Below are 16,719 nucleotides of genomic sequence, written 5' to 3' on the forward strand. Positions count from 1 at the left end.
AGGGGTGCGCGCGGTGTGGTTTCCGCTGGCGAGGCGGGCGTGGGTCACAAACCCGGGTGTGGCCCGGCCCAATACGGGAACGGATGGATCGGAAACTCGCTCGCAACAGGGACCGTTCGGCTGCTGTTTGATAGAACAGGGCTATCGACAAGATGGAGAATATCAACTGGCGCCAATCGGCGCTGGGGCCTACCTTCTAGGACAGAAGGGCAGCCCGTCGCCGCCGAGCCGATCACGGCCGGTGATGGAAGTAAACGGGGCCCTCTCGGAATGCCAGCGGCGCTACGCGGCGACTGCGTTCCGACATCAATCACGCTCAACGCAGCGAAATGGAGAAACGATATGGGTGAGCATCAGAACATGGGCAAATGCCCGGTCATGCACGGCGGCCAGACGACATCGGGGCACTCGGTAACGGAGTGGTGGCCGGATTCGCTGAACCTGGACATCCTGCATCAGCACGACCGCAAGACGAACCCGATGGGTGAGGACTTCGACTACCGCGAAGCCGTCAAGAACCTCGATTTCGATGCGCTGAAGAAGGACATGCACGCGCTGCTGACGGACAGCCAGGATTGGTGGCCGGCGGACTGGGGCCACTATGGCGGTCTTATGATCCGCATGGCCTGGCACGCGGCGGGCACCTACCGCATTGCCGATGGCCGTGGTGGTGGCGGCACCGGCAATCAGCGCTTTGCGCCGCTGAACAGCTGGCCGGACAACGTGAGCCTGGACAAGGCCCGGCGGCTGCTGTGGCCGATCAAGAAGAAGTACGGGAACAAGGTCAGCTGGGCGGATCTGATAATCCTGGCCGGCACTGTGGCCTACGAGAACATGGGGCTGCCGTCGTTCGGTTTCTCCTTCGGCCGCGAGGACATCTGGCACCCGGAGAAGGATATCTACTGGGGTGCGGAGAAGGAGTGGCTGGCGCCTTCCGACGAGCGCTACGGCGACGTGGACAAGCCGGACACCATGGAAAACCCGCTGGCCGCGGTGCAGATGGGCCTGATTTACGTGAACCCGGAGGGCGTGAACGGCAAGCCCGACCCGATCAAGACCGGCCAGCAGGTCCGCGAGACCTTCGCTCGTATGGCGATGAACGACGAAGAGACCGCGGCGCTGACCGCGGGCGGCCACACCGTGGGCAAGTGCCACGGCAATGGCGATGCCGGCGCGCTGGGCCCGGCGCCCGAAGGCGCCGATGTCGAGGAGCAGGGCTTCGGCTGGAAGAACCCGCACATGCAGGGCAAGGCGGCCAATGCCGTGTCGTCCGGTATCGAGGGCGCCTGGACCACCAACCCAACCCGGTTCGACATGGGCTATTTCGATCTGCTGTTCGGCTACGAGTGGGAGCTGAAGAAGAGCCCGGCTGGCGCCTGGCAGTGGGAGCCGGTGGACATGAAGGAGGAGGACAAGCCGGTTGATGCCAGCGACCCCTCTATCCGCCATAACCCGATCATGACCGACGCCGACATGTCAATGAAGATGGATCCGAAATACCGGGCCATCTGCGAGAAGTTCATGGCGGACCCGGAATACTTCCGCGACTGCTTCGCCCGCGCCTGGTTCAAGCTGACCCACCGCGACCTGGGGCCGAAGACGCGCTACATCGGTCCGGAGGCGCCGCAGGAGGACCTGATCTGGCAGGACCCGGTGCCGGCCGGCAACACCGACTACAGCGTGGAGGCCACCCGGCAGAAGATCGCCGAGAGTGGTCTGAGTATCGCCGAGCTGGTCAGCACGGCCTGGGACAGCGCCCGGACCTTCCGTGGCTCCGACATGCGCGGCGGTGCCAATGGCGCCCACATCCGTCTGGCGCCGCAGAAGGACTGGGAGGGCAACGAGCCCGAGCGTCTGGCGCGTGTGCTCAAGGTCTACGACAAGCTCTCCGCCGAGACCGGTGCCAGCGTGGCCGATCTGATCGTGCTGGGCGGCAGCGTGGGGATCGAGCAGGCTGCGCGAGCGGCCGGTCACGACATCCTGGTGCCGTTCATCCCGGGCCGGGGTGACGCCAGCGCGGAGATGACGGATGCCGACTCCTTCGCGCCGCTGGAGCCGCTGGCGGATGGTTTCCGCAACTGGCAGAAGAAGGACTACGTGGTCAAGCCGGAGGAGATGCTGCTCGACCGCGCCCAGCTGATGGGCCTGACCGCGCCGGAGATGACCGTTCTGCTGGGCGGGATGCGCGTGCTGGGCACCAACCATGGTGGCAGCAAGCACGGCGTGTTCACGGACCGGGAAGGCCAGCTGACGAACGACTTCTTCGTCAACCTGACCGACATGGCCTACACCTGGAAGCCCGCGGGCAACGGCGTGTACGAGGTGCGCGATCGCCAGAGCGATCAGGTTAAGTGGACCGCCAGCCGCATCGACCTGGTGTTCGGCTCCAACTCCATCCTGCGCAGTTATGCCGAGGTGTACGCCCAGGACGACAACGAGCAGAAGTTCGTGCAGGACTTTGTGAAGGCCTGGACCAAGGTGATGAATGCGGACCGCTTCGACCTGGAGCAGTACCAGCAGTAGTCACAGCCCGATCCGGGGCGGGCGCAACGTCCCGTCCCTGAACGAGAACGCCCGGGGGCAACCCCGGGCGTTTTTTTGTGGGCGAGGGCCGCGCGCTGGCCCTGTGCCGCCTTGCTGCTACAGCCAGCCACGGCGGCGGAAGAAGTACAGCATCCCCGCGACCACCGAGAGCATGACCAGCCAGACTACGGGATAGCCGTAGTAGGTGTAGAGCTCGGGCATGGACCAGGGGCTGTCCGGGTTGTCGAAGTTCATGCCGTAGATACCGACCAGGAAGGTCAGCGGGATGAAGATGGTGGCAATGATGGTGAGTACGCGCATCACGTCGTTGGAGCGCTGGTTGATCGCGGACATGTAGGCCTCGATCAGGGTGGCGGCCATCTCGCGGTAGGACTCCAGCAGATCCATGATCTGGATGGTGTGGTCGTGGGCATCGCGCAGATAGGGGAACAGCTCCGGCGTGAACGGCTCCAGGTCGTCGCGCATCAGGCGGGCGATCACGTCGCGCGTTGGCCAGAGCTGACGGCGCAGCACGAGGAGCTCGCGGCGCAGGATGTGGATCTGGTTCAGGGTATTCCGGTCGGGCTGGTCGAGAACGGTCTCCTCCAGGGTCTCCAGGCGACCGCTGATGTGTTCCAGCACCGGGAAGGCCTGGTCGATGACGGTGTCCATCAGGGCATAGGCGAGGTAGGCGGCGCCCAGACGGTTGAAGTTGCGGTTGGCGCTGCGCATGCGTTCGCGGATCGGGGCGAAGGGGTCGTGTTCGCCGCTGTGTACGCTGATGACCACACGCTCGCCCACCATGAAGACGTTGACCTGGTCCAGCTCGACGCTGCCGTTGTGATGGCGCGGCTGGCGCAGGATCGCGACCAGTTGCCCCTCGAAGAAGTCCACCTTGGGGCGCTGGCCCTGGTGGCGTACGTCCTCCAGCGCCAGCGGGTGCAGCCCGAAGGCCTCGCCCATGGCATGCAGTTGCTGCGAGCTGGGAGTGCCCTGCAAGTGCAGCCAGACCAGCCCGCCCGCGTGGGCACCAGCGCCGTCCCTGAGGGTGCGCTGCGCGTCCAGCTCGGAGAGCTGTTCGTGGTGATAGTGCCAGGCCGACACGGTGGCGTCGCCGGTGTGCGGGTGTTCACTGGCGTGGGCGCCGTGGCCTGGGGCGGCACCGGGCTTGAGGTAGGTCTTTTCAAACAGGCGGGTCATCGCGGCTCCCGAAGCATTGGGCTGTGCCCAGTATAGGGGCGCGATTATTCGTGCGCGTGGGGTACAAGTCTGGCAGTCTGGTCAGCGACTGAACGGCCCGGATTCGGGCGAGTCCCACGGGTGAGGAAGGAGGAGTGCGATATGGAATTGAAGACTATGCTGGTGCCGGTGGATGGTTCCGCCAACGCCTGGCGTGCGGTGGAGGTGGCCGCGGATCTGGCCGCCAAGTATCAGGCGCGGGTGGTACTGGCCAGCGTGCTGCTGCAGGGCGAGGTGCCGCCGCATATCCGCAAGCTTTCCGATCTTCCGGACCCGGATGATCCGCCCCTGGCGATGGGTGGCGCGGCGGTCGGCTCCGCGGTGCCGCCAAAGGTGCTGCGCGATATCGCCAGGAAGCTGGTGGAACAGGCGCACGAATACTTCACCGATCTGGGCGTAACCGACATCGAACACCACATTGAGGACGGCTCGCCGGCCAAGGTGATCCTGCAGCAGGCCGAGTACCACGACGTGGACATGGTGGTGATGGGTTCGCGCGGACTGGGCGGGCTGCAGGGCCTGCTGTCCGGCAGCGTGTCGCACAAGGTGCAGCAGCTGGCGCGCTGTATCGTGGTCACGGTGAACTGAGACCGGTATTGCTGCGATGTCGCGGCTGTCGGTCGACTTGCACGAGTGCTTTCGCAATGGGCGTCGCATTGACGCCGAGCTGAACGGCGCCATCGAACAGGCCTGCGACAAGCGCATCAAGACGGTGGAGATTATCCACGGCAAGGGCAGCGGGCAGTTGAAGAAGCGCGTGCTGCGGTTCCTGCAGCAGCCGGACATCAAGGCCCGCTACCACCGCCTCGAGAAGGACTCGAAGAACCACGGCCGCCTGTTCGTGCATTTCCGGCACTGATCCACACCCCCTCCTTGAACCCCGCCCCGTAGGAGCCTGCTTGCAGGCGAAGCTCCTGCCCACATTTGACTCTGGCAGGGACATTCGCTGGCAAGCAGGCTTCTACGGGGGAGGGTGGCGCTCGCCCAGCTTGCGGTCGGCGAGTGCATAGCCGAGGTCGATCATCTCGGTGGCGCGGTGGAAGTCGAACACCCCGCAGGCGTTGACCGGGACCTCGATCAGGTGCTCCGGGTTGTAGGCGGCGATGCGAAAGCGCGCGATCGTGCCCTGCATGGCCTCGATGGAGTGGGAGACGATGTCGATCAGCCCCAGTGCGCGGGCCTCCTGTTCGCGGCTCAGGCTCGGGTCGGTCTCGCCCAGGCCCAGCTTGTCCTGCCAGTCCTGCAGCCAGGTTCCGACTCGGTCGGGCAGGGCCTCGGCCAGGCGGTGGTTCAGCAGGCCCCGGTTATCAGGTGCGCCCACGTTCGGGTCGGAAGCCCCGGTGCGCTCGGGGCGGATCAGGTCTTCGCCGACGCGGCCGTTCAGGCTGACCGCCAGGGTGATGTCGGTGTCGTCGTTCAGAGTCGGGGCGATCGGGACCGGGTTCAGCAGGCCGCCATCCACCAGCAGCCGCCCCTTGTGGCGCACCGGGGTGAACACGGTGGGGATGGCGATGGACGCGCGGATGGCGTCGAACAGAGAACCGGTGTTCAGCCAGACCTCGCGTTCGCGCTCGATGTCGGTGGCCACGGCGGTAAACGAGATCGGCAGCTGTTCGATGTCGGTGTCGCCGAGCATGTCGCGCAGCTTCTCGATCAGGCGCTCGCCGCGAATCAGGCCGGCGCCACGAAAGGAGAAATCCAGTAGCCGCCAGACATCCTGGCGGCGCAGGGTCTTCACCCAGGCCTCGTAGGCGTCCAGCTGGCCGGCCGCGTAGATGCCGCCGACGACCGCGCCCATGGAAGCGCCCGCGATGGAGCGGATCTGGTAGTCCGAGTGTTCCTCCAGCCAGCGGATCACGCCGATCTGCGTTAGGCCGCGGGCGCCGCCGCTGCCAAGGACCAGGGAAATGGACTGGGGCTTTCGCGTCATGGTGGCCGTCGTGCCTGTCTGGGGTGATGGGGGAAACGCGCCGATCGCTTTGCGGAGCTGCCGTATCCGGTTTGTCTTGAGGAAATGTTGGGGGTGTGACGGGTTTTTTCCAGCGTAGAGACCTGGTTCCAACGAATGGGTCTCCTGGCAGGGGGGCTGCTTGCAGGCGGACGCCCCTGCCGGCGTTCGACTCTGGCGGGGACTTCGCCTGCAAGCAGGCTCCTACCGGGGGGTATGCGGCGATGGGGGCTATACGGGGGAGCGGTTCGGGTCCAGGAGGTGATCGTGCAGGGTCTGAGCGGCCTCGCCGGCAGGTTCTTCCACCCGTAGCTGCCAGACGTGGGCCGGGTGATCCGGTGACCATTCGCTGAAGACCACCAGCCCGGCGTACGGGCCGCACCCGCGGATGGTGCCCAGCGTCAGGCGGCCTTCGGCATCGCCGTACAGGTGCACCTCGAAATCGGGGGCGGGTGGTGGCAGCCTCCAGTGTCCGTCGCGGCCGGTCTCGCGGAAGGCTTCGTCGGAGGGTTCGGCATCGTCGCCGAAGTGGCGGCGCAACAGCGGTACCGACAGCCGGTGCGGGAGGCCCAGTACGGTCTCGATGCCGCTGCGGCCGTGGTCCACCGCCTGGGCGGCGGATTCCAGCGGGTCCCGTGGTCCAAGCCAGTGTTTCAGGATCTTGCGCATGTGGGGATGATCGGTGACGCCGTTGCCGGTCTGCAAGCAGGGCGTTTCACGGAGTGGTTTGGACGCGGGCGGTGGGCAGCGTTACCGTGCAGGGAGTCGCGACCACAGGAGAGTCTCATGGGCTTCGCATTGTCCGATATGCAGCTGTCGAGTTCCGCGTTTGGCCCCGGGCAGCCGATCCCGAAGCGCCATACCGGCGAGGGCGCGGATACGTCGCCGGCATTGCAGTGGCGGGGCGTGCCGCAAGGCACCCGGTCGCTGGCGGTGATCTGCCACGATCCGGACGCGCCACTGGTCCAGCCGGGCACCTACGGCTTCGTGCACTGGGTGCTGTACAACCTGCCACCGGATCTGGACGGCCTGCCCGAGGCGACCGATCTGGGCGCGACGGGCCAGACGGATTTTGGTCGCACCGGCTATGGCGGGCCGATGCCGCCCGAGGGCCACGGCAAGCATCACTACTTCTTCTGGCTGCTGGCGTTGGACGCCGACCTGCAGCTACCGCCGGGGTTGACCCTGTGGCAGTTCCTGGAACACGCCGAGCCCCACGTCATCGGCATGAACCGGCTGGTGGGTACCTACCAGCGCGGCTAGCCCTGGGCTCACAATATCTTGTTGTGGGAGCGTGCTTGCACGCGAATGCCTCCTGCCATAGTCCGGCTCGGGCAGGCGCTTCGCCGGCAAGCCGGCTCCCACAAGGCAGCAGCCATGAAAAAGGCCCGGACCGAGGAAACTCGGGCCGGGCCTTTGTGCGTTCCCGGGCGGGTGCCGGGGCGGCGTCAGTCGCTTAGTAGCGGTAGCCGAAGGCCTTTTCGAACTTGTCGGCGAACTCTTCGGCGGTGAAGTGGTGGTTCTGGGTGCCGGAGTGGGCGATCTTGATCGAGCCGATCAGCGAGGCGATGCGGCCGGTGGTTTCCCAGTCATAGCCCTTTTCCAGGCCGAACAGGATGCCGGCGCGGTAGGAGTCGCCACAGCCGGTCGGGTCCTTGATCGCGGCCGGTTCGACCGACGGGATGGTGATCTTCTTGCCGCCGGTGTAGATGTCGGAGCCGTCGCCGCCACGGGTGACGATCATCGCGTCGACCATCTCGGCCAGCTGTTCCAGGCTCATGCCGGTGCGGTCGGCGGTGAGCTGCGCCTCGTAGTCGTTGAACGCGGCGTAGGTGGCGTTTTCCATGAAACGCTTCAGGTCGTCGCCGTCGAACATCGGCAGACCCTGGCCCGGGTCGAACATGAACGGGATGCCGGCCTCGGCGAACTGCTGGGCGTGCTCGATCATGCCGTCACGGCCGTCCGGGGAGACGATGCCGACCTTGATGCCGTCGGCCTCGGTGACCTTCTGCTGGTGCGAGAAGCCCATTGCGCCCGGGTGGAACGCGGTGATCTGGTTGTCGTCCTGGTCGGTGGTGATGAAGGCCTGACCGGTGTAGGTGTCCCGCAACTCCTTGACGAACTTGCGCGAGATACCGTGCTTGTCCATCCAGTCGGCATAGGGGGCGAAGTCGCCGCCCACGGTGGCCATGATCGTCGGGTCCGCGCCCAGCAGCTTCATGTTGTAGGCGATGTTGCCGGCGCAGCCGCCGAACTCGCGGCGCATGTCCGGGACCAGGAAGGACACGTTCAGCATGTGCACCTTGTCCGGGAGGATGTGGTTCTTGAAGCGGTCGGGGAACACCATGATGGTGTCGTAGGCCATGGACCCACAGATCAGAGCGGACATGTTGACTCCTTGCGTTGTTGAAACGGGTTGGCGTGGCGTCCGAAAAAGACGGCGCAGTGGCCTGGCGGCGCGCGATTTCGGGGTTCGCTGCGCGCTCGCAACAGGCCGGACGGTGCGCATAGGGTAAATATTTGGGCGCAAAACAACAAATCGGGGCCGGATCGCGAGCCGCGTCGGGCGTGCCTTTTGGTACCGGTGATTCCGGCCGGAGCGCAGCGTAGAGCCGGAATCACCTGCAGCCAGCAATGCCCAGGCGTGGCGCCCGATCCTGGCCCAACGCCATGCCGGGGGCTTTGTGGCAGCATTGGGGTATTGCCGCGAGCGAGGGCCTGTCCGATGAATCCGCGCGTACTGATTCCGATCCTGATCATTCTGCTGTTGCTGCTGAGCCTGTGGTCCATGAGCCTGGACGGTGATGGCGGCATCCTGCCAAGCGCGCCCGAGCCGGGTGCCGCGACGCCGCCGACCACGCACGTGGTGGCCGCCCCCGCATGAGCGCGTCCCCGGCTCCTGTGCCCACGCGGGAGGTGATCTTTCGCGCGGCGGGGGTGACCAAGGTCTATTGCATGGGCGAGGTGACCATCCATGCCCTGCGCGGGGTGGACCTGGAGCTGTACACCGGCGAACTGGTGGTGATGCTGGGGGCCTCGGGCTCCGGCAAGTCGACGCTCTTGAACATCATGGGTGGGCTGGACACCGCGACCGAGGGCGAGGTGCGCTACCGCGATCAGGACTTGGCGCAGGCCTCCGAGCGCACGCTGACGGCCTTTCGCCGTGACCATGTCGGCTTCGTGTTCCAGTTCTACAACCTGATCGCCAGCCTGACGGCGCGCGAGAACGTGGCGATCGTCACCGAGATCTCGCGCGACCCGATGCCACCGGAGGAGGCGCTCGCGCTGGTCGGGCTGGAGGACCGGATGGATCACTTCCCCTCGCAGCTCTCCGGCGGTGAGCAGCAGCGCGTGGCGATTGCCCGCGCCATCGCCAAGCAGCCGGCGGTGCTGCTGTGCGACGAGCCGACCGGCGCGCTGGACTCGAAGACCGGCATCCGCGTGCTGGAGGTGCTGCAGCATATCAACGAGCGCCTGGACACGACGGTGGCGATCATCACTCACAACGCGGTGATCGGCGAGATGGCGGACCGGGTGATCCACCTGAGCGACGGGCGCGTGAGCGAGATCCACGAAAACGCCACGCGCCAGTCGCCGGCCGAGCTGCACTGGTAGCGACGGCGTCTGACCATGCGCGCGCTGAACCGCAAGATCCTGCGTGATCTCGGCCACCTGAAGGGGCAGGCGGCCGCGATCGCGCTGGTGATCGCCAGCGGCGTGATGACGCTGGTGATCGCGGTCACCAGCCTCGACGCCCTGACGATCACCAAGGACCGCTTCTACTCGGAATACCAGTTCGCCGACGTGTTCGCGGAGATCAAGCGCGCGCCGGAGAGTGCGGTGGAACGCTTTCGCGATACGCCGGGGATCAACCAGATCGAGACCCGGGTGCAGGCGCCGGTGCGCCTGGAGGTCGCCGATTTTGACGACCCGATCCGCGGCACCGTGCTCTCGATACCGGACGGGGGCGAGCCACTGCTGAACCGGCTCTACCTGCGCGAGGGGCGGCTGCCGGAGGCCGGGCGCGAGCGCGAGGCGGTCGTCAGCGAGGCCTTCGCGGAGGCCCACGATCTGCGGGCCGGCGACTCCCTGCGCGCGATCATCGACGGGCGCCTGACCGATCTGCAGATCAGTGGCATCGCGCTGTCGCCGGAGTTTGTCTATCAGATCAGCCCCACCGACCTGCTGCCGGACTACGAGCGCTACGGCATCCTGTGGATGAACCGCCGCGCGCTGGCTGCCGCCTACGGGATGGAGGGGGCATTCAACTCGGTGGCCGTGAGCCTGGAGGCGGGTGCGGACCCGGCCCCCGTGATCGAGGCAATGGACCGGGAACTGTCGCGCTACGGCGGCATGGGGGCCTATGGTCGCGACGACCAGTTCTCGCATCGCTTTCTGTCCGAGGAGCTGACCCAGCTGCGCGCCCAGGCGGCGATCCTGCCGACCATCTTCCTGGCCGTTGCGGCCTTTCTGCTGAACGTCGTCGTCGGCCGCATCATCCGTTCCCAGCGCGAGCCGATCGCCGTGCTCAAGGCCTTCGGCTACGGCAACGGCGCGATCGCCGGGCACTATGCCCTGCTGACCGGCGGCATCGTGCTGGTGGGCTGCGCGCTGGGCCTCGCATTCGGGGCCTGGGCCGCGCAGGGGCTGGCCGGGATCTACGCCGAGTACTTCCGTTTCCCGGAGATGAGCTTTCGCCTGCAGGGCTGGGTGATGGTGCTGGCGGTGGGTGTGGCCATGGGCGCGGCGATGCTCGGCACCTTCCGCGCGGTCTGGCAGGCGGTGCGCATGCAACCGGCCGAGGCTATGCGGCCGCCGGCCCCGGAACGTTTTCATCGCGGCTGGCTGGAGCGCTCGGCGGCCTGGGGCGCGTTCGACCAGCCGACCCGGATCATCCTGCGCAACCTCGCGCGCCACCGGCTTAAGTCTGTGCTGTCGGTGATCGGCATCGGCCTGTCCGGGGGGCTCCTGCTGATGGGTGCCTACCAGCTGAACGCGGTGACCCAGATGCTGGACACCCAGTACGGGCAGGTGCTGCAGATGGACATCGACCTGCAGTTCACCGATCCCGTGCCGGCGCGTGCGGCCGGCGAGCTGCGCCACGAGCCGGGCGTGCTGGCGGTGGAGACGTTCCGCGCGGTGCCGGTGCGGCTGGTCGGCGTGAACCGCGAGGAGCGTGTGCGCCTGCTGGGACTGGATGCCGAGCCGCGCCTTCGGCAGTTGCCGATGGGCGGCGGACGCGGCCGGCTGCCGGATGAAGGCATCCTGCTAACCGACTACCTGGCCGAACAGCTTGGGCTGCGCGTGGGCGACCCGGTCGAGGTGGAGATCCTGGAGGGCCGCCGCCGCACGGTCACGGTGCCGCTGGCCGGCGTGGTGGATGAGCCCATCGGTGTCGGCGCCTATATGTACCGCCCGGCGCTGAACCGTCTGATCGGCGAGGGCCCGGCCGTTTCCGGCGCCTGGCTGCTGACCGACCGCGCACAGGAGCATGCCCTGTTCCGCAGCCTGTCCGACCGTCCGCGTGTCGCCAGCGTCGGACTGATCGCGGAGGCCGAGCGCAACATCCGCGAATACATCGGCGAGACCGTCATTGTGTTTGCGATGGTGTTCGTCGCCCTGGCCGTGTCCATCGCCTTTGCCGTGACCTATAACAACGCGCGTATCACCTATGCCGAGCGCGCCCGCGACCTGGCCACGCTGGAGGTGCTCGGCTATTCGCGCGGCCAGGTCAGCTGGATCCTGCTCGGCGAGATCGCGGTGCTCACCCTGGCCGCGATCCCGGTCGCCTGGCTGACCGGCACGGGCTTCGCCTGGCTGCTGAACCAGGCCTTTGCGATGGACCTGTTCCGGGTGCCGCTGGTGATTACGCCGCAGGCCTACGGCTTCGCCGCCCTCGGTATCCTGGTCGCGGCCAGTCTGACCGCCTTCCTTGCGTGGCGGCGCCTGCAGCAGCTCGACCGCGTACAGGCCCTGAAGGCGGCGGAGTAGCCCTCAGCAGCCTTTGGGGGCTTCGGCTGGCCGCCTGCCTCGTTGAGGCTGGTCCTGGTTCGTCCTCCGGTGTTTACGGTGGCTCCGGTCCGCATACTGCCCGGCGCTGACTCGCCAGCGCGCCCCGAGGTCCTTTCTTGCTTGCCCAAGAAAGGACCCAAAGAAGGGCACCCGGATTTCGCCCGGGAACCTCGCTCCGGACGTGCTGGGCCGGCGGCGCTGAACTCGCTGCGCCTTCGGCTCCGCTCAGACATCCAGCGCCTTCTCCCGGCCCATCACGCCCTCCGCGAGGGGCTCCATACGGGAGGCGAAGGTCAAAACCGAACGTGTCCCCACGTTTGCGCCTAACCATAGGCAACGCCACCCGAAAGCCCCCGGCGCCCGCCCTGCGGGCGCGGCACGCAACGGCCGAAGGCCGAGCGTGCCCAGATGCCGGAAGACCTAGCCATCCTCCACTGGCAAGACCATCGGGACGGCCGTTGTTTGGACCTGGCTCCCCGTTGTCGTCGCGCCGAGTGGAGAGGGTTTTCGCGGGATCAGAGGCGCTGGATGTCTGAGCGGAGCCGAAGGCGCAGCGAGTTCAGCGCCGCCCGCGAAAAGCCTCGGAGCGAGGGAAACCCCGGCCCGCACAGCGGGCCGGGGTCGCGGCAGTCGGGCGTGTTTCTTGGGTACTTCTTTGCACGAGCAAAGAAGTACCTCGCGGCGCGCTGGCGAGTCAGCGCTTGGCAGGCGGCCGACCGAAGGCACGGAAACACCCGATGCTGAACCAGGACCAGCCTCACAACGGCTGGCTGCCAAGGGCCGTTCAGGTGATAACCAAGGTTACAACTTGCAGATATCAGCCCCGGCGCGCCGGACGATGAGGGGGGGAGCGCTGGATGGCGGGATTTGCGAGACTGATCCTATGGCTATGAAAAAGCGAATTACGGTTGGGCTGATCGTGCTGGCGGGGGTGGCCGCGCTGGTGTGGACGCTGCGCCCGCAGCCGGTACCGGTATCGCTGACCACGGTCGAGGCCGGCCCGTTCGAGGAGACCGTGCGCGAGGAAGGTCGCACGCGGCTGCGCGACACCTTCACCGTGTCGGCGCCAATCGCCGGCTTCCTGCATCGCGTCGAGCTGGAAGAAGGGGACGCGGTCGCGCTCGGCGACACCCTGTTCCGCATGGAGCCCCTGCCGACCCCGGCGCTGGATGTGCGCTCGCGCGAGCAGGCGCGCGAGAACCTGGCGGCCGCGCGGTCGCGCCTGCAGAGCGCCGAGGCGAACCTCGAGAACCTGCGGGCGGAGGCCCGTTTCGCCGAGTCCGAGTATCGCCGGCACCAGGAGTTGTTCGAGCGCGGGGCGGTCTCGGCCACCGAGGTGGAACGTATGGAGACCGCGCGTGACCGCGCGCGCTCGGCGGTGCGCGCGGGCGAGTCCGCCGTGGAGGTCGCGCGCAGCGAGATCGAGGGTGCCCGGATCGTGCTGGAGATCGCCAGCGGCCAGATGCCGGATTCCGAGGCCGAGACCTTGTCCGTGCGCTCGCCGGCCTCGGGCGTGGTGCTGGAGCGCTATCGCTGCTGCGAGGGCACGATCGGGGCCGGCGAGGCGGTGCTGGTCGTGGGCGATCTCGATGACCTCGAGGTGCAGGTGGATCTGCTGTCGATGGACGCGGTGCGCGTGGTGCCGGGTATGCGCGTGCGCCTGACCGACTGGGGCCGCGATGCCGAACTGGAGGGCAGCGTGCGCCGTGTGCAGCCGTTCGGCTTTACCAAGGTGTCTGCGCTGGGTGTGGATGAACAGCGCGTGCCGGTGATTGTCGACCTCGACGCGGTGGAGGCCCGCATGGCCGGGCTGGCAGTGAGCTACCGCGTGGAGGCCGAGTTCCTGCTGTGGGAAGGGGACGACGTGCTGCAGGTCCCGACCAGTGCGCTGTTCCGCGACCGCGGCGAGTGGTCGGTGTTCGTGGTCGAAGACGGCCGTGCCGAGCCGCGCCGGGTCGAGGTGGGGCGTCGCTCGGGCTTCGCCACGCAGATCCTCGAGGGCCTGGAGGCGGGCGAGCGTGTGGTCACCCGCCCGGGGGACCGCGTGCAGGCTGGCACGCGCGTGGTCGCGAACTGACCGCTGTAGATGGCGAAAGAGTTGAATGAGGCGCCGCAGGCCCGGGCGCTGGAAGACCTCCTGGACCCCCTGGATGCCGCGCTGCAGACGCGCGGTGCCGCTGTGCTGGTGGCCGAGCCGGGCGCGGGCAAGACCACCCGCGTACCGCTGCATCTGGCCGCCTCCAGCCCCGAGGATCGTGTGATCGTGCTGCAGCCACGCCGACTGGCCGCGCGCATGGCGGCGACCTACATGGCCGTGCAGCTGGGCGAATCGGCCGGGCAGACGGTCGGCTACCGCGTGCGTGACGAGCAGAAGGTTTCCGAGCGCACCCGGGTGGAGCTGGTCACCGATGGCCTGTTCCTGCGGAGCATCCAGGGCGACCCGCTGCTGGAAGGGGTCGGCACCGTGGTCTTCGACGAATTCCATCTGCGCCGGCCCGAGGCCGAACTGGCGCTGGCCTTTGCGTTGCAGGTGCGTCGGCTGCTGCGCCCGGAGCTGCGCATCGTGGTGATGTCGGCGACCCTCGACGACGAGGCCGTGGCCAGGCTGCTGGCCGGCCCGGGGGCGGATGCCGTGCCGGTGCTGCGCGCGCGCGGGCGGCAGTTTCCGGTCGAGGTGCGTTATGCCCCAACGGCGAAGGATGTGCCGCTGGCCGACGGTGTGGCGCAGGCGGTGCGCGACGCGCTGGCGACGGAGACGGGGTCGGTTCTGGTCTTCCTGCCCGGCGAGCGCGAGATCCGCGAAGTGGCCGCGCGCCTGGGTGAGGGGGTGGACACGGCCTCCGGCCCCGCGCAGATCGCGCCGCTGTTCGGGCGGCTGTCGGCGCAGGAGCAGGCCCGGGCCGTGCGCCCGGCGCCCGCGGGCGAGCGCAAGGTGGTGCTGGCGACCGACATCGCCGAGACCTCGCTGACCATCGAGGGCGTGCGCGTGGTGATCGACGCGGGGCTGTCCCGCGAGCCGCGCTTCGATGCCGCGACCGGGCTCTCGCGCCTGGTGACGCTCCCGGCCTCGAAGGCCGCCGCCGAGCAGCGCGCCGGGCGTGCCGGTCGCACCGAACCGGGGGTGGCGATCCGTCTGTGGTCGCGGGCCGACGAGGTCACGCGCCCGGATTACGCGACGCCGGGGATGCAGCAGGTGGACCTGCTGCCGCTGGCCCTGGAACTGGCCGGCTGGGGCGAGGCGGTGGCCGAGCTCGACTGGCTGGAGCCGCCGCCCGCGCAGGGGCTGGCCTCCGCACAGGCGGTACTCGCGGAGCTGGGCGCGGTGGATGCCGCCGGTCGGATGACCGGGCACGGGCAGGCCCTGCTGTGCCTGCCGACCCACCCGCGGTTGGCGCACATGCTGTTGCGGGGCCGGGAGCGGGGGCTTGCGCGCCTGGCCTGCGAACTGGCGGTGGCGGTGGAAGAACCGGGCGTGGCCGGGCCGGAGGCGCCGTTGGAGCTGGGTACGCGCCTGGAGCGCGCGCGGCGCTCGGGTGGTCGGGCCTGGCAATCCGGTCTGCGGCGTCTGGAACAGGCGCTGGCACGAGTCGGGGACGGCGCCGGCACCCGGGATGCGGTGCTGGATGAAGGCACCGCGCTGGGCGTGCTGGCGGCGCTGGCCTGGCCGGAGCGCATCGCGCGCCGCCGTGGCGAGGCGGCCGGGCGCTTCGTGATGGGGAATGGTCGTGGCGCGTGGCTGCCGGAGCGCGAGCGTCTGGCGCATGCCGAGTACCTGGTCGCGGTGGACTGCACGGACGCCTCCCGCGAGGCCCGCATCCGCTGTGCGGTGGTGCTGGATCTGGCGGCACTGGAGCAGGAGGCCCCGGAACTCTTCCACCACGAGACGCGCTGCGACTGGGTGGAGGACGGCGCGCGGTTGGAGAACGCGCGGATTCGGCGGATCGGCACGCTGGTGGTGGAACGGCAGATGGTCGCGCTGGACGCCCCCGCGGCCACTATCCCGCGCTGGTGCGAGCGGCTGCGCCGCGAGGGCCTTGCGCTGTTGCCCTGGGATGACGAGGCGACCCAACTGCGCGCGCGCATTCAGCTGCTGCACGAGACCCTGCCCGCGGCGGGCTTTCCGGATCTGCGCGACGCCACGTTGCTGATGACCCTCGAGGACTGGCTGGGGCCGTATCTGGCCGGGATCACGCGGCGCCGGGATCTGGAGCGGCTGGATCTGGCGGCGATCCTGCGCGCGCGGCTGGACTGGGACCACCAGCAGCAACTGGAGCGGGAGGCACCGGCACGGATCGAGGTCCCCTCCGGCTCCGCTCACCGCATCGATTACACACAGGACCCGCCGGTGCTGGCAGTGAAGCTGCAGGAGCTATTCGGCCTGGGCGAGACACCCCGGGTGGCGGGTGGCCGCGTGGCGCTGGTGCTGCATCTGCTGTCGCCGGCGCGGCGTCCGGTGCAGGTCACGCAGGATCTCGCGAGCTTCTGGGAGAACGGCTATCCGGAGGTGCGCCGCGAGCTGAAGGGGCGCTATCCGAAACACCCCTGGCCGGAGGATCCGTGGAATGCGCCCGCGACGCGACATGCGAAGCGGCGTGGGTAGCCGGCCCGGGTTCGGCGGGGGCTTCGCCTGCAAGCAGGCTCCCACAGGCGTTCTGCCCGCCAGGGTTACGGGGCAATGGCGCGGCCGTCATCAGAGAATGCGGAGGGTGGCGTTCTCGGGTAGTGTCGCGTTCAGTGCCGTCCGACGAGGAAGCGAACCGCGATGCTGAAGTTCCTGACCGTGATCCTGATCCTGCTGTTTGTCTGGTGGCGGGTAGCGCGCTGGCTGGAGGTGCGGCGCCGGCGCGCGCGCGGCGAGGACATCTCCTACGAGGTGCGGGTGAAGGGCTTTCGGCCGATCACGGTGCTCAGCATCATCTTTCTGATCCTCTACGGCGGCTACGTGATCTGGTTTGCCCTGAGCGAGTGGGCCGACTTGTTCTAGGTGTGGACCCGGC

At 68.1% G+C, this 16,719-nt stretch carries 15 protein-coding genes; 10 read left to right on the forward strand and 5 right to left on the reverse strand.

The window, feature by feature from the left end; genetic code table 11:
• Window positions 1–342: 342 nt before the first annotated feature.
• Window positions 343–2,523, forward strand: coding sequence for a catalase/peroxidase HPI (katG, locus tag D000_RS0104060; protein WP_018872277.1), 2,181 nt, complete (start codon window positions 343–345; stop codon window positions 2,521–2,523).
• Between the two features lie 117 nt (window positions 2,524–2,640).
• On the opposite strand, the gene corA is transcribed toward katG, so the two are convergent.
• Window positions 2,641–3,723 (reverse strand): magnesium/cobalt transporter CorA, encoded by a 1,083-nt coding sequence (corA, locus tag D000_RS0104065; protein WP_018872278.1) that lies wholly within the window; start codon window positions 3,721–3,723, stop codon window positions 2,641–2,643.
• A gap of 141 nt (window positions 3,724–3,864) precedes the next feature.
• Here corA and D000_RS0104070 point away from each other — a divergent pair, with 141 nt between their 5' ends.
• Both D000_RS0104070 and D000_RS0104075 read left to right on the forward strand, forming a co-directional pair.
• Entirely contained in the window at window positions 3,865–4,350 is a 486-nt protein-coding gene (locus D000_RS0104070; protein ID WP_018872279.1) for a universal stress protein, read from the forward strand.
• A 16-nt stretch (window positions 4,351–4,366) separates the two neighbouring features.
• The gene (locus tag D000_RS0104075; RefSeq protein WP_018872280.1) at window positions 4,367–4,621 is read left to right on the forward strand and encodes a Smr/MutS family protein; all 255 of its coding nucleotides are present in this window, start codon (window positions 4,367–4,369) and stop codon (window positions 4,619–4,621) included.
• A 102-nt stretch (window positions 4,622–4,723) separates the two neighbouring features.
• Here D000_RS0104075 and D000_RS0104080 read toward each other — a convergent pair whose 3' ends face one another.
• Window positions 4,724–5,692 (reverse strand): patatin-like phospholipase family protein, encoded by a 969-nt coding sequence (locus tag D000_RS0104080; RefSeq protein WP_018872281.1) that lies wholly within the window; start codon window positions 5,690–5,692, stop codon window positions 4,724–4,726.
• A gap of 249 nt (window positions 5,693–5,941) precedes the next feature.
• Window positions 5,942–6,379, reverse strand: coding sequence for a hypothetical protein (locus D000_RS0104085; RefSeq protein WP_026279751.1), 438 nt, complete (start codon window positions 6,377–6,379; stop codon window positions 5,942–5,944).
• 117 nt (window positions 6,380–6,496) lie between these two features.
• On the opposite strand from D000_RS0104085, the gene D000_RS0104090 reads away from it, so the two are divergent.
• Window positions 6,497–6,973: a YbhB/YbcL family Raf kinase inhibitor-like protein gene (locus tag D000_RS0104090; RefSeq protein WP_018872283.1), complete on the forward strand. Its 477-nt coding sequence runs from the start codon at window positions 6,497–6,499 to the stop codon at window positions 6,971–6,973.
• Window positions 6,974–7,166: 193 nt separating this feature from the next.
• Here D000_RS0104090 and D000_RS0104095 read toward each other — a convergent pair whose 3' ends face one another.
• A complete protein-coding gene (locus D000_RS0104095; RefSeq protein ID WP_018872284.1) occupies window positions 7,167–8,099 on the reverse strand; it encodes a carbohydrate kinase family protein in 933 nt (310 codons plus the stop codon).
• Between the two features lie 336 nt (window positions 8,100–8,435).
• On the opposite strand from D000_RS0104095, the gene D000_RS14280 reads away from it, so the two are divergent.
• Genes D000_RS14280 through D000_RS0104110 form a run of 3 tightly spaced genes read left to right on the forward strand, consistent with a single transcriptional unit; the run spans window position 8,436 to window position 11,701 of the window.
• Window positions 8,436–8,594: a hypothetical protein gene (locus D000_RS14280; RefSeq protein ID WP_018872285.1), complete on the forward strand. Its 159-nt coding sequence runs from the start codon at window positions 8,436–8,438 to the stop codon at window positions 8,592–8,594.
• On the forward strand, window positions 8,591–9,325 hold the full coding sequence (locus D000_RS0104105) for an ABC transporter ATP-binding protein (RefSeq protein WP_026279752.1): 735 nt from the start codon (window positions 8,591–8,593) through the stop codon (window positions 9,323–9,325). Before D000_RS14280 ends, D000_RS0104105 begins: the two co-directional genes overlap by 4 nt.
• 15 nt (window positions 9,326–9,340) lie before the next feature.
• Window positions 9,341–11,701: an ABC transporter permease gene (locus D000_RS0104110; protein ID WP_018872287.1), complete on the forward strand. Its 2,361-nt coding sequence runs from the start codon at window positions 9,341–9,343 to the stop codon at window positions 11,699–11,701.
• 246 nt (window positions 11,702–11,947) lie between these two features.
• Here the strand turns inward: D000_RS0104110 and D000_RS14470 are convergent, their stop codons facing one another.
• On the reverse strand, window positions 11,948–12,130 hold the full coding sequence (locus D000_RS14470; protein ID WP_155984758.1) for a hypothetical protein: 183 nt from the start codon (window positions 12,128–12,130) through the stop codon (window positions 11,948–11,950).
• Window positions 12,131–12,605: 475 nt separating this feature from the next.
• On the opposite strand from D000_RS14470, the gene D000_RS0104115 reads away from it, so the two are divergent.
• The 3 genes from D000_RS0104115 to D000_RS0104125 all read left to right on the forward strand — a co-directional run bounded on the left by D000_RS0104115 (window position 12,606) and on the right by D000_RS0104125 (window position 16,706).
• The gene (locus tag D000_RS0104115) at window positions 12,606–13,799 is read left to right on the forward strand and encodes an efflux RND transporter periplasmic adaptor subunit (RefSeq protein WP_026279753.1); all 1,194 of its coding nucleotides are present in this window, start codon (window positions 12,606–12,608) and stop codon (window positions 13,797–13,799) included.
• Window positions 13,800–13,808: 9 nt separating this feature from the next.
• Window positions 13,809–16,322, forward strand: a complete 2,514-nt coding sequence (gene hrpB / locus D000_RS0104120; RefSeq protein ID WP_018872289.1) for an ATP-dependent helicase HrpB — start codon at window positions 13,809–13,811, stop codon at window positions 16,320–16,322.
• A 162-nt stretch (window positions 16,323–16,484) separates the two neighbouring features.
• Window positions 16,485–16,706 (forward strand): hypothetical protein, encoded by a 222-nt coding sequence (locus D000_RS0104125; RefSeq protein ID WP_018872290.1) that lies wholly within the window; start codon window positions 16,485–16,487, stop codon window positions 16,704–16,706.
• The last annotated feature ends 13 nt before the right edge of the window (window positions 16,707–16,719 follow it).

The sequence above is a fragment of the Thioalkalivibrio sp. ALJ16 genome, from assembly GCF_000377345.1.
Classification (GTDB): domain Bacteria; phylum Pseudomonadota; class Gammaproteobacteria; order Ectothiorhodospirales; family Ectothiorhodospiraceae; genus Thioalkalivibrio.

Coding starts and splice junctions, on each gene's coding strand:
- D000_RS0104080 (WP_018872281.1), bottom strand. CDS start 5,692: ATGACGCGAAAGCCCCAGTCCATTTCCCTGGTCCTTGGCAGCGGCGGC.
- hrpB (WP_018872289.1), top strand. CDS start 13,809: ATGGCGAAAGAGTTGAATGAGGCGCCGCAGGCCCGGGCGCTGGAAGAC.
- D000_RS0104125 (WP_018872290.1), top strand. CDS start 16,485: ATGCTGAAGTTCCTGACCGTGATCCTGATCCTGCTGTTTGTCTGGTGG.
- D000_RS0104095 (WP_018872284.1), bottom strand. CDS start 8,099: ATGTCCGCTCTGATCTGTGGGTCCATGGCCTACGACACCATCATGGTG.
- D000_RS0104105 (WP_026279752.1), top strand. CDS start 8,591: ATGAGCGCGTCCCCGGCTCCTGTGCCCACGCGGGAGGTGATCTTTCGC.
- D000_RS0104075 (WP_018872280.1), top strand. CDS start 4,367: ATGTCGCGGCTGTCGGTCGACTTGCACGAGTGCTTTCGCAATGGGCGT.
- D000_RS0104085 (WP_026279751.1), bottom strand. CDS start 6,379: ATGCGCAAGATCCTGAAACACTGGCTTGGACCACGGGACCCGCTGGAA.
- D000_RS0104110 (WP_018872287.1), top strand. CDS start 9,341: ATGCGCGCGCTGAACCGCAAGATCCTGCGTGATCTCGGCCACCTGAAG.
- D000_RS0104070 (WP_018872279.1), top strand. CDS start 3,865: ATGGAATTGAAGACTATGCTGGTGCCGGTGGATGGTTCCGCCAACGCC.
- D000_RS0104090 (WP_018872283.1), top strand. CDS start 6,497: ATGGGCTTCGCATTGTCCGATATGCAGCTGTCGAGTTCCGCGTTTGGC.
- katG (WP_018872277.1), top strand. CDS start 343: ATGGGTGAGCATCAGAACATGGGCAAATGCCCGGTCATGCACGGCGGC.
- D000_RS0104115 (WP_026279753.1), top strand. CDS start 12,606: ATGGCTATGAAAAAGCGAATTACGGTTGGGCTGATCGTGCTGGCGGGG.
- D000_RS14280 (WP_018872285.1), top strand. CDS start 8,436: ATGAATCCGCGCGTACTGATTCCGATCCTGATCATTCTGCTGTTGCTG.
- corA (WP_018872278.1), bottom strand. CDS start 3,723: ATGACCCGCCTGTTTGAAAAGACCTACCTCAAGCCCGGTGCCGCCCCA.